Source organism: Micromonospora sp. DT201 (genome assembly GCF_049841575.1).
Classification (GTDB): Bacteria; Actinomycetota; Actinomycetes; order Mycobacteriales; family Micromonosporaceae; genus Micromonospora.
This window is the reverse complement of the sequence record NZ_JBNCKP010000002.1, coordinates 87,168-98,901: the sequence shown is the minus strand read 5'-3', so window position 1 is coordinate 98,901 and position 11,734 is coordinate 87,168. Positions and strand designations below refer to the sequence as shown.

The 11,734-nt window shown below is 68.9% G+C and carries 10 protein-coding genes; all 10 read right to left on the bottom strand.

Going from position 1 to position 11,734, the window contains the following annotated elements:
- Positions 1-92: 92 nt before the first annotated feature.
- The 10 genes from ACLQ28_RS04175 to ACLQ28_RS04130 all read right to left on the bottom strand — a co-directional run bounded on the left by ACLQ28_RS04175 (position 93) and on the right by ACLQ28_RS04130 (position 11,733).
- The gene (locus ACLQ28_RS04175; RefSeq protein WP_425684868.1) at positions 93-1,355 is read right to left on the bottom strand and encodes an LCP family protein; all 1,263 of its coding nucleotides are present in this window, start codon (positions 1,353-1,355) and stop codon (positions 93-95) included.
- 193 nt (positions 1,356-1,548) lie between these two features.
- Complete coding sequence (locus tag ACLQ28_RS04170; protein ID WP_425684867.1) at positions 1,549-2,775, bottom strand: LCP family protein; 1,227 nt, start codon at positions 2,773-2,775, stop codon at positions 1,549-1,551.
- Positions 2,776-2,851: 76 nt separating this feature from the next.
- A complete protein-coding gene (locus tag ACLQ28_RS04165; protein WP_425684866.1) occupies positions 2,852-3,829 on the bottom strand; it encodes an NAD-dependent epimerase/dehydratase family protein in 978 nt (325 codons plus the stop codon).
- Positions 3,830-3,920: 91 nt separating this feature from the next.
- A complete protein-coding gene (locus ACLQ28_RS04160; RefSeq protein ID WP_425684865.1) occupies positions 3,921-5,612 on the bottom strand; it encodes a solute symporter family protein in 1,692 nt (563 codons plus the stop codon).
- Positions 5,590-5,955, bottom strand: coding sequence for a DUF485 domain-containing protein (locus ACLQ28_RS04155; RefSeq protein WP_393364845.1), 366 nt, complete (start codon positions 5,953-5,955; stop codon positions 5,590-5,592). The genes ACLQ28_RS04160 and ACLQ28_RS04155 overlap by 23 nt, the downstream gene beginning before the upstream one ends.
- A 175-nt stretch (positions 5,956-6,130) precedes the next feature.
- Positions 6,131-6,760 (bottom strand): flavin reductase family protein, encoded by a 630-nt coding sequence (locus ACLQ28_RS04150; protein ID WP_425684864.1) that lies wholly within the window; start codon positions 6,758-6,760, stop codon positions 6,131-6,133.
- A gap of 292 nt (positions 6,761-7,052) precedes the next feature.
- Complete coding sequence (locus ACLQ28_RS04145; protein WP_425685328.1) at positions 7,053-8,738, bottom strand: ABC transporter permease; 1,686 nt, start codon at positions 8,736-8,738, stop codon at positions 7,053-7,055.
- A 2-nt stretch (positions 8,739-8,740) separates the two neighbouring features.
- A complete protein-coding gene (locus ACLQ28_RS04140) occupies positions 8,741-9,505 on the bottom strand; it encodes an ABC transporter ATP-binding protein (protein WP_425684863.1) in 765 nt (254 codons plus the stop codon).
- An 81-nt stretch (positions 9,506-9,586) separates the two neighbouring features.
- The gene (locus ACLQ28_RS04135) at positions 9,587-9,979 is read right to left on the bottom strand and encodes a hypothetical protein (RefSeq protein WP_425684862.1); all 393 of its coding nucleotides are present in this window, start codon (positions 9,977-9,979) and stop codon (positions 9,587-9,589) included.
- Positions 9,980-10,092: 113 nt separating this feature from the next.
- A complete protein-coding gene (locus tag ACLQ28_RS04130; RefSeq protein WP_425684861.1) occupies positions 10,093-11,733 on the bottom strand; it encodes a cation acetate symporter in 1,641 nt (546 codons plus the stop codon).
- Position 11,734 lies beyond the last annotated feature (1 nt).

The window sequence follows — 11,734 nt, the reverse complement described above, 5'->3', positions numbered from 1 at the left end:
TGGACGTGACAGCCTCCCCGCGGCCGATACGTGAAACCTGCTCACGTCAGGCTACGGGCGGTGAGGGTGCCGTCACCGGCTTTCCGTGACTTTCACTTACGGGAGGAGATCACCTCGGGGTGGGTGAAGACGAACTCGGCGAGCTTGTCCTGTTTGACCGCTCGGAACATGGCAAGCGTTTCTTCGCTCAACGCCTCGTTGCCATTGCCATTGCCGTTGAAGGTGCCGTTGTTGGTCTTGAGCATGGTCAGCTCGTTCGCGGTGACCCCGCGCATGGTGAAGATGAAGTTCTCGATCGGCACACCGCCGGTGTCCAGCACGAGGGCCTTACCTGCCGTCTTGACCAGCTGCTGGAGCTTGGCGGGCTTGGTCAGCATGCCGCCGTCGGTCGCCTTCCGGGCCATCGCCTTGATCAGCTGCTGCTGGTTCTGCTGCCGGTCGTAGTCGCCGCCGGGCAATCCATAGCGCTGCCGGGAGTAGTCCAGGGCCTCCCAGCCCTCCATCTCCTGGCAGCCCTTCTTGTGCAGCACCGGGGTCATCTTCTTGCCGGTCTTCTTGGCGTCGGCGTTCCACATCGGCTGGCCGTCGACGAATGACATGTGCTTCGACTTGACCTCGTGGCTCACGCAGATCTTCACCGTGCCGAGGGTGTCGATGACGTTCTTGAAGCCGCCGAAGTTGATGATCGCCGCGCCGTCGAAGCTGATGCCGGTGAGTTTCTTGATCGTCTCGGCCATCAGCTGTGCGCCGCCCTCCCAGCCACCGCCGTTGCGGGCGCCGGCCTCGAAGGCTGAATTGATCTTCCCAGTGCCGCCGGCCCAACCGCTCTTCGAGAATGCCGGGATCTGCGCCTCGGTGTCCCGGGGGATGGAGATCAGGTACGCCTGGTCGTGCGTGGCCGGGATGTGCAGGATGATGATGCTGTCCGAGCGGACGTTGTCGGCTGCCCAGCGCTCGCGTGCGTCCACGCCGAGCAGCAGCATGTCGATCGGCCCGTCCAGGCTCGCCCCACCCTCGGCGTCGGACTTGCCGGCCCCGCCCAGCAGGTTGCGCTGGGCAATGTCACCGGTCGCCTGACCGATCATCACCTTGCTGCCGATGACGACCGCCCCGCTGCTGAGCATCAGCACCGCCCCGAACACCAGGGTCAGGCGAGCCCAGAGGGGATCCTTGCGCTTGGTCCGCTTCTTCGCCGACCCACCGCCGTCCGCCCGCCCGCCATCGCCGCTGCCGGGCGGACGACCGCCCGGCCCGCCAAGCGAGGGGCGGGCCTGCACGGGTATGGCTGCGGCGAGATGGCCGCTGGGGGCGGCGGACCCGGGGGACGAAGGGCGACGACTGGCCTGAACCGGCATGCGTGCTCCAGCTCGTGATCAGGAGGGGGCGGCACCACTGTACGTACATCAATTCGACTTGGCGAGTTCATCCCGGGTCAATCCGGACGTCCAATTCTTCGAACTCAGTCGATCGTCGCCGTTCGATGAGCCGAACGGTGGGGTGGCCGCCGGGCCACCGACAGCCGTACCGAAAGGCCGCCCCCGGACGCGGTCAGCCGCCGTCGTTGCTCTTCGGCGGGTTGGCCTTGACCCAGTCCGCCATGGTGTCCGCCGACATGGCCTGGTACATGGCGAGAGCCTTCTCCCGGTCCGAGACCACCACAGACTCGCCGTTGATCGTGTCGCTGCCCGAGTTCGGGCTGGTCACAAAGGTGAGGTTCTGCCCGCGCAGGTTGCGGAACTGCAGCGCCATGTCTGTAACCGAGAAACCCTGGTCGACGGTTACGGCCGCGGTGACCGACTTGAGGAAGTTGTTGAGCTTCCCCGGGTTCGCCAACGTGCCGGTGCTCGCCGCCTTGTCCATCAACGCCCGGAGGAACTCCTGCTGGTGCCGCATCCGGGCGAAGTCCCCGTCCGGGAACTGCTTGCGCTGACGGATCCAGTCCAGCGCCTCCGCGCCGTCCATGTGGTTCGTGCCCTTGGTGAACGTCCGGTACGGCTTGTGGATCGAGGTGATGGTCCGCTCCACCTTGAGGTCCACCCCGTCGAGGGCGTCGGTGACCTCCTTGAAGCCGCCGAAGTCGATCGCCATCACGTGGTCGATCCGGACGTCGCTGAAGCACTCCACCGTGCGTACCGCCAGCGGCAGCCCGCCGAACGCGAACGCCGCGTTGATCTTCGCGCGCTTACCGGAGTCGCAGTCCGCGCCGGCGCTCTCCGGGATCGGCACGTAGAGATCCCGCGGGATGGAGACCAGGTACGCCTCCTGGTGGTCGGCCGGGATGTGCATCACGATGATCGTGTCGGCGCGCCACTGACTCTTGCTGTCGACCGGCGCGTCCGGGTCCCGCGAGTCGCTACCGACCAGCAGGATGTTCAGAGCGCCATCAACGGTCTTGGTCGGCCTGCCACCGGTGATCTCCGCGAACGGGTCGGTGCGGGCCAGATCGCCATTGAGGTTGCGGGCGTACAGCCAGGCACCCACACTGCCGAGCAGCGCCAGCACCAGCACCGCGACCCCAGCCACGAGGGCGATCCGACCCCAGCGCGGTCGCGGGCCACGCCGCCCCGATCCGCCGATGCCACCCGGTCCGCCAGGCCCTCTCGGCCCCGCCGGGCCACCGGGCCTGGGCTGCTCCTCGTCGTACGACGGGTAGAAGCGCGCCTCGGTCGGACGGGCACGCCCAGAGGCGCCCCGATCGGGCCCGGGTACCGATGCGCGCCCGGCGCTGCGGTGCAGGTGCGGATGCGGGACGCCGGCAGGCGAAGTCGCAGACATGTAACTCAGGGTACGTAGCGGGAGCCACCGCCGCCTTCAGGCGACACTCAGAGACAGTCGCTACCCAACGAACCGGTTACCCTTGCCGCGCCCGGAAGTGCTCGATCGTGCGTCGAAGGCCATCTTCGGGCGTCACCGTCGGCTCGTATCCGAGCAATTCGCGGGCGAGCGTGAGATCGGGCCGACGCATCTCCGGGTCGTCAGAGCTTCGGGTGACGTAGATCACCTCGGAGTTGCTGCCGGACAGCGACACGATCAACTCAGCGAGTTGCCGCATGGACAGCTCGTGCTCGGTGCCGCAGTTGACCGGGCCCGTCTCGGTCGAGTCGAGCAGCAGCAGGATGCCCCGCACCAGGTCCTCGACGAAACAGATGGACCGGGTCTGGTTGCCGGTGCCGTGCACGGTGATCGGCTCGCCGCGCAGCGCCTGGGAGATGAAGGTGGGGATGGCGCGGCCGTCGTCCGGGCGCATTCGCGGGCCGTACGTGTTGAAGATCCGGACGATCGCCGCGTCGAGCCCCCGGTAGCGGTGGTACGCCATGGTGGCCGCCTCGGAGAAGCGCTTCGCCTCGTCGTAGACGCTGCGAACCCCGACGGGGTTGACGTTGCCCCAGTAGGTCTCGCGCTGCGGGTGCTCCTTCGGGTCCCCGTACGCCTCGGAGGTGGAGGCCATCAGGAACCGGGCACCGTCGGCGACCGCCCGCTCCAGCAGGTGCAGGGTGCCCACCGAGCCGACCCGGAGGATCTCCACCGGCAGTTGGGCGAAGTCGGTGGGGCTCGCCGGTGAGGCCATGTGCAGGATCGCGTCGAACCGCTCGGCCAGTGCTGGGTGGTGGGTCGGCAGGCCGTCGGAGAGGTCCGCCTCGACCAGGGTGAAGGTTGGCTGGTCCAGCAGGTGGGCCACGTTTTCCTTGGAACCGGTGACGAAGTTGTCGAGCGCCACCACCGTGCAACCACGGGCGATCAGGACGTCCACCAGGTGCGACGGGACGAAACCAGCTCCACCGGTGACGAGGACACGGTGACCGGACCCGAAGCGCTCAGCAACCTTCATAAGGCTCAGCCTACCGACCCCCATCTGCGAGAAAGGGACCCCTGCTGACGCGCGGCGTCAACAGGAGTCCCTTCCTGAGAGGGTGCGGCGATCAGTGGGCGCCAGCGCCGGTGAGGGCGCGCACCTCCAGCTCCGCGTACTTGTCCTCGTCGTGCTCCTTGGAGATGACAGTGCCGATCCACCCGCACAGGAAACCGAACGGGATGGACAGAATGCCCGGGTTGGACAGCGGGAACCACTGCCAGTCGTGATCGGGGAACATCGAGGTCGCCGCACCGGAGACCACTGGCGAGAAGAACACCAGCAGTACGGCCGAGAGCAGGCCACCGTAGATCGCCCAGACCGCGCCGGAGGTGTTGAATCGCCTCCAGAACAGGCTGTAGAGGATCGCCGGCAGGTTGCCCGAGGCCGCGACCGCGAAGGCCAGTGCCACCAGGAACGCCACGTTGAGGTTCTGCGCGTAGATCGACAACAGGATGGAGATCGCGCCGATCACCAGGGCGGAGATCCGGGCGACCTTCACCTCCTGACGCTCCGACGCCTCCCCCTTCTTCATGACGTTCGCGTAGAAGTCATGGGCGAGGCTGGACGACGAGGCCAGGGTCAACCCGGCGACCACCGCCAGGATGGTGGCGAAGGCGACCGCCGCGATGATCGCGAGCAGGGCTGCCCCGCCCAGTTCACCGCCGAAGAACTCAAGGCCGAGCGCCTCCGCCAGCTGTGGTGCGGCGGTGTTGCCTGCCTTGTCCTGTGCGGTGATGGCCTCGCTGCCCACCAGCGCCGCCGCGCCGAAGCCGAGGGCCAGGGTGAGCAGGTAGAAGGTGCCGATGATGCCGATGGCCCAGAGTACGCTCTTGCGGGCTGCCTTGGCGGTCGGCACGGTGTAGAAGCGGATCAGGATGTGCGGCAGGCCGGCCGTGCCGAGCACCAGGGCGATGCCGAGCGAGAGCAGATCCATCTTGTTGTAGAAGGTCTGCGTGGCGTTTCCGGCGACCTCCACGCCGTACCGCAACCCCGGGTTCAGGAGGGCGTCGCCCTTGCCGGAGGCCGCGGCGGCGGCGCCGAGCAGCTCCGACAGGTTGAAGTTGTACTTCGCCAGCACCAGGATGGTCATCAGCAGCGCGCCGCTCATCAGCAAGAACGCCTTGACGATCTGCACGTAGGTGGTGCCCTTCATCCCACCCACCGTGACGTAGATGATCATTAGGGCGCCGACCATGACGATGGTGGCCACCTTCGCGGTGCCCGCGTCCATGCCGAGGAACGTCGTCCCCGGCCGGATGCCGAGCAGCAGCGCGACGAGCGCGCCCGCACCCACCATCTGGGCGAGCAGGTAGAAGATCGACACCGTGATGGTGGAGACCGCCGCCGCCGTACGCACCGGACGCTGACGCATCCGGAAGGCCAGCACGTCGGCCATCGTGTACCGGCCCGAGTTCCGCAGCAGCTCCGCGACCAGCAGCAGGGCCACCAGCCACGCGACCAGGAAGCCGATCGAGTAGAGGAAGCCGTCGTAACCGTAGAGCGCGATGATGCCGGCGATGCCGAGGAACGAGGCGGCCGACATGTAGTCGCCACCGATCGCCATGCCGTTCTGGAATCCGCTGAAGGACCGGCCGCCGGCGTAGAAGTCGGTCGCCGTCTTGGTCTGCCGGCTGGCCCAGATCGTGATGGCCAGGGTCACCGCCACGAAGACCAGGAACAGCGTGATGGTCAGATTGCGGGCGGTGTGGTTGCCCGCCTCAGCCGCGAGGACCGTCTCAACCGCGTGGACCGTCTTCACGGGTCACCTCCCCCATCTCTTCGCGGATCCGGTCGGCGATGGGGTCGATCTTCCGGTCCGCGTACCGGGAGTAGAGCCAGGCGATCAGGAACGTGGAGACGAACTGGAGCAGGCCGAAGACGAGCGCGACGTTGATGTTGCTGCCGAACAGCTTCGTGCCCATGAAGTCCCGGGCATACGCGGAGAGAATGACGTAGAGCGCATACCACAGGAAGAACGCGACGGTCATCGGGAAGACGAAGCCGCGCAGCGCACGCCGCAGCCCGGCGAACTCGTCCGAGCGTTGTACGGCCAGATACTTGTCCGACTGGGAAGCGGCCGGAGCGGGTGTGTCCGTGGACATCTGTGGATCACCACCTTCACAGGCGTCAGAGGAGTTTCGCGCACCGTAAAGAGCGCACTCCCCGCCAGGGAAGGCTGAGATCGACACCGGTAGACGAGTGCGCCGAGCGGTTGGTTGCCTGCGCCAAGTGACCCAGGTCACTCCGGTGAGTGGTCGGTCCGGGTGAGCGGCTCGTTCAGCCCGGCAGCTCGTGATAGCGACCGCGGTAATGCAGCAGCGGAGAAGCCTCCCCGGTCAGGTCGACCGTCTCGATGGTGGCCTCCACCAGCAGGCCCCAGCCGTACTCCCGGGCGCTGTCCAGCCGGCAGCCGGCCCAGCCGCCGCCGTCCGCCGGGATCGGCCCGTACGGCGTTTCCGTCCACGCTCCGGTGGCGAAGAGCCCGCCCGGGGCGGGAAAGAGGCCGGCGAACCGATCGGCGAGCTGCCGGTGCGGCGGGCCGAGCGGCGTAACCGCGAACCGGCCCGCCTCGTCTGCTGCTGCCCACAGATCGGACTCCGGGTCGATCAGCCCGAGCAGTCGATCCGGCTCCCCTTCGGCGACCAGCGTGGACGACACCGTCAGCCCGGCCGGCCCGGGTGCCGTCCAGAGAGTCACCGGGGCGGCGAGTCGACCGCGTAGTCGGCGTACCGGCGACCGCTGCCCGCTCGGCACCGCGAACGGATCGCTGTGGTGGATCTCGGCGCCCGGCTCTTGATTCACGTGAAACATTGTGCCGCCCCGGACCCTCGCCCAACCAAGGAAGCGCTCGTGCAGGTCGGCGGGGCGCCCGTTGAGCCGGGCGAGTTGATCGCCCGCCTCCGCCACAGCGGCCGCATCGGCAGGTGCGGCCGGCTCACCACGTTCCTCCGATGGACCGCGTCGGCCGGCAACTCCAGATTGAGTGATATGACTCAGAGGTATATCTATGACTCTGAGTCATATCACTCGTGGGGACACTGGGGTCCCACCGCGATCCACCCGGGTCGCAGGTGTCACCAGTGGCCGCCGTTCGCGCGCCAGGTCTGCGCGGGGGACAGCCGACCGCCCCGATCCGGTCGCGCCCGGCACGGCCGCCGGTGCCGCTCCCTTCCTTTCCAGCCCCCGGTCAGCGCGCCGGCTAGCGGCGCGGAGTGACGGTGGCCAGCAGCTCCGGCTGACGCCGGTCCAGCACGTCACCGGCCAGGTACGCGCCCAACAGGGCCGCGCCCAGCCCGTACGCGATGCCCACGGGCAGGGCCAGCCAGAGCCAGGCGTCGCCGAGCAGCCCTGCGGCCACCACCATCGGCACCGCGACGACCGCAGAGATGACCATGGACAGCAGGGTGAGCAGCCCTTTCGCCATGCCGGCACCGCTGTTCATCGCGAACGGGTTGCTCGTCTCCGGCAGCGAGTACGCCCCGAGCACCGAGACGAAGCTGTTCACCGCCAGCCCCGCGCCGTAGGTGGCGGCCAGGCTGCCCGCCGTCAGCCCGATCCATTCGGGACGGCCGAGCAGCAGCGACAGCACCACAGCGACGATCGCCAGCATCGGCAGCACATACAGCGAGAAGGCCGTCATCCGTGCGCGCAGCTCCACCCGGCCCGGCACGCCGGCCACCACGTTCGCGGCGTACGCGCTGCCGTCGAAACCGAACTGGTTGGCGAGGGTGACCGAGGCGAGCACGCCCACGAAGAGCATCGAGAGGGTGACCAACACCGGTGAGCTGCCGCCGGTGCCCGTCGTCAAGCCATCTTCGCCGGTCGACCCGAAACCCGCGCCACCAAGGTTGACCATCACCGGCACGAAGATGCCGACCACCGCGATCGTGATCAGGTTCGCCCGTCGGCGGGCGTCCCGCCACCAGTAGCGGGCCTCCCGGGCGACCAACGTGCCGAACCGGTCCCGACGTGCCCAGCCAGCGATCCGGGGGAACAGTTGGCTGACCGCGCCGCCGGTGGCACCGCGCTGTGCCGGAGCCTTACCGGCACTCACCGCGCCCACCATCGCCGACTCCAGCGACCGTGACCACCACGCCAACAGGGCACCGAGTGCCGCCACCGTGATCAGCAGCTTGATCGGCGCGGCCCAGACCCGCCCCTGCGCCACGTCGATGCCGGCGGTCCAGGGTGCACCGAACGGCGTCCAGCCGAGCACTGTCGCCGCCCCGGTCATCCCGGCCCAGTCCGCGTCGCGCAACGCGGCGAGGCCGAACACCTGCAGGGGCCCGAGCAGCGCGGCGGTCACCGCCAGCAGGACGGCCGCCAGGTCGCGCACCCGGCGCGAGCGCAGCATGGTGGCGAAGGCGCTGGTCACCGCCCGGCTCGCGGCCACACAGAGCAACAGCCCACTCAGTACGCCGACGACGGCCACCAGGCCCGCAGACCAACCGCCCAACGCCCACGCGGTGAGCACCAGCCCGAACGACGCAACCAGCACCGCCAGCACGGGCACGCTGATCAGGGCCGCCGCGAACAGGCCGGTGACCATGGTGCGCCGGGACAGCGGCAGCAGCGCGAACCGGGCCGGATCCAGTGTCTCGTCCACGCCGAAGAAGACCAGCGGCAGCAGCAGCCAACCGAGCACCAGCAGCCCACCGCCGCCCGCGGCGATCAGCACTGCGTACTGGCCGTCGCCTGCCAGACCGGGCGCGGCGAAGAGGAAGAAGCCACTGATGGCGAACCAGAGCCCGAGCACCGCGCCACCGATGAACATGGCGATCCGCCAGCCCTGGCCCCGGAAGCTGTTGCCCATCACCCGCAGCTTGAGCCGCATGAAGTGCCGAGCGGTGACACCGCGTACGGGCGCGGTGGGCGTGGCATCCATGCTCACTGGGAGAGCCACGACAGCTCCTCACCAGTCGCGGTGCGCCCGCCGACCACCTCGACGAAGACCTGCTCCAGCGAGCGTTCCCCGCGTACCTCGTCCAGAGTGCCGAACCGCTTGATGGTGCCCCCGGCGAGGATCGCCACATGTGAGCAGAGGCGTTCGACGACCTCCATCACGTGACTGGAGAAGACCACTGTGCCGCCGCCCGCCGCATAGCGGGTGAGGATGTCCCGGATCAGCGCGGCGGAGACCGGGTCGACCGCCTCGAACGGCTCGTCCAGCACCAACAGTCGGGGGCCGTGCAGCAGCGCGCAGGCCAGGCCGATCTTCTTCTTCATGCCCGCCGAGTAGTCCACCACCAGCGTCCGGCCGGCGTCGCCGAGCGCCAACACGTCGAGCAACTCCGCGGCCCGCTGGTCGACCACCGCCGGGTCCATCCCGCGCAACAACCCGTTGTACGCCAGCAGTTCGGCCCCGGTCAGCCGGTCGAACAGCCGTGCCCCGTCGGGCATCACACCGAGCAGTTGCTTCGCGGTGAGCGGGTCCTGCCACACGTCGTGCCCGAGCACCCAGGCCGAACCGGCGTCCGGCCGCAACAGACCGACCGCCATCGACAGGGTGGTGGTCTTGCCGGCGCCGTTCGGGCCGAGGAGGCCGTAGAAGGACCCGGCGGGGACGTCGAGGTCGACGCCGGCCACCGCGATCGTCCCGTCGAACCGCTTGGCCAGGCTACGCAGTGCGAGCGCGGAGTGCTCAACAGTCATGGGCCGACGTTATCCCTCGGTCGCGAGTTGCGCCGTCCGGCGGCGGGTGGATTCACGATCATCCCCAAGGCGGACGAGCCCTCAAAGCCCCTGGTAGGGGTGCTGGCGACAGTTGTCTCTCTCCCACTCGGCCACCGCCCGAGTGCGGTCCGGGTCCTCTGCCAGCAACCGCCAGTACTGCGCCACCACTCGGCGGGTCTCCGCGAGCGGATAGCGGGCCTTGAGCACGTCTCGCCAGAGATTCTGCAGATCGACGCCCTCGGCGCTGAGCTCGGCGGCCCAGGCGTTGCCCTCCCAGCTCTCGCTCTCCTTGCGCCCCGCCGCTATGTCCTCCAGGTCCGCCAGCAGGTCAAGGCAGAGTTCGTGGACGCTCTGGATGTCGTCGGTCAACCACATCCCCAGGCAGGCGAACCGCCGGTCCGTGGAGTGGTACTCCGCGATCCGCTCCTCCGACCAGTGGAACTCAATGCTCAAGGAGTGCCTCCAGGAAGAAGGTGCTGCCACCGCGCTTCTCCCGCCACTCACCGTTGCGCCAGCCGCTAGAACGGTAGTGATCATGGGAGAAGCCATTGCGTCAGCTGTGCTCACTACAGGCGGAGGGCTTCGGGGGTGTGCAGGCGGAGCATGGTGGCCGCGACGTCGGCCGGCGCCCGGCGACGGGTGGCGATCGACACCGCGACCATCACGGTGAAGGCCAGCGGCACCGTCCAGGCGGCCGGCTGCGTGGTGAGCGTGGCCGGCCAGCCGGACAGCGGTGGACCGAGCACGGTGACCAACACCGCGCCGATCGCCGCCCCGCCACCGACCACCACACCCGCGGCGGCGCCCACGTCGGTCAGCCCACGCCACCAGATGCCGAGCACCAGCAGCGGGCAGAAGCTCGACGCGGCGACCGCGAAGGCCAACCCGACGACCTGCGAGACGTCCAGTCCGGAGACGTGCAGCGCCAACACCGTCGGCACAGCTCCGGCGATCACCGTGGCGAGCCGGAAGCCGCGTACTGAGCCCCGCCCGAGCACATCCGTCGAAATCACGCCGGCGACGCTGGTCAGCAGCCCGGACGAGGTGGAGAGGAAGGCCGCGAAGGCACCCGCCGAGACCAGCGCCGCGAGGAGTCGCCCAACTGCCCCGTCGCCGAGAGCCGCACCGGGCAGCAACACCACCACCGCATCGGTCTGCCCGCTGACCAGCAGCTGCGGGGTGTAGATCCGGCCGAGCACCCCGTACAGGGTGGGCAGCAGATAGAAGGCGCCGACCAGGGCCAACACGACCAGGGTGGTCCGGCGGGCCGCCGCGCCGTCCGGGTTGGTGTAGAAGCGAACAAGCACGTGCGGCAGGCCCATGGTGCCCAGGAACGTGGCCAGGATCAGCGAGTACGTGGCGAACAGCCCGCGGTCGTCGTTGCCCGCGGCGCTGGGCAGGAGCCAGTCGCCGGCGTCGGTGGCCACTCCGGACACCGCCGGCACCGGGTCGCCGGCCGCGAAAATCAATTCGTCGCCGGGGCGTACCTCCCGGATCTCGCCGTCGGGCAGGGTGAGGGTCGCGCGGTGCTGGACCACGACGGTGGTCGCGGCCCGGAACGTCGGCCCGTCGGGCGGGGTCACCGCCGGGCGGCCGTCGGCCTGCCACTGCAGCGCCAGGAAGATCACCGGTACGGCGAGCGCGGTCAGCTTGAGCCAGTACTGGAACGCCTGCACGAAGGTGATGGCCCGCATCCCACCCAGCGCCACGTTCGCGGTGACCACGGCCGCCACCAGCAGGGCACCCAGCGGGTACGGGGAGCCGGCCACCGTGGCCAGGGTGAGCCCGGCACCCTGGAGTTGCGGCACCAGATACAACCAACCGATGAAGATCACGAATGTGGTGGCCAGGATACGCAGCCGGCGGGACCCCAGCCGCAGCTCGCAGAAGTCGGGCAGGGTGAACGCGCCGGAGCGGCGCAGCGGTGCGGCCACGAAGAGCAGCAGGGCCAGGTAGCCGGCGGCGAACCCGACCGGATACCAGAGCACGTCCACGCCGTACTTGAGGACCAGCCCGGCGATGCCGAGGAAGCTCGCTGCTGACAGGTACTCCCCGCCGATGGCAGCGGCGTTCCACGTCGGACTGATCGCCCGGGACGCGACCAGGAAGTCGGACGTGGTCCGGGCCAGCCGCAGCCCGTAGAAGCCGATCCCGACGGTGACCAGAGTGACCGCGACGATGGCCGGAACCACGAAGTCGTTGCCCACC

Coding starts and splice junctions, on each gene's coding strand:
- ACLQ28_RS04175 (WP_425684868.1), bottom strand. CDS start 1,355: ATGCCGGTTCAGGCCAGTCGTCGCCCTTCGTCCCCCGGGTCCGCCGCC.
- ACLQ28_RS04170 (WP_425684867.1), bottom strand. CDS start 2,775: ATGTCTGCGACTTCGCCTGCCGGCGTCCCGCATCCGCACCTGCACCGC.
- ACLQ28_RS04165 (WP_425684866.1), bottom strand. CDS start 3,829: ATGAAGGTTGCTGAGCGCTTCGGGTCCGGTCACCGTGTCCTCGTCACC.
- ACLQ28_RS04155 (WP_393364845.1), bottom strand. CDS start 5,955: ATGTCCACGGACACACCCGCTCCGGCCGCTTCCCAGTCGGACAAGTAT.
- ACLQ28_RS04145 (WP_425685328.1), bottom strand. CDS start 8,738: ATGGATGCCACGCCCACCGCGCCCGTACGCGGTGTCACCGCTCGGCAC.
- ACLQ28_RS04140 (WP_425684863.1), bottom strand. CDS start 9,505: ATGACTGTTGAGCACTCCGCGCTCGCACTGCGTAGCCTGGCCAAGCGG.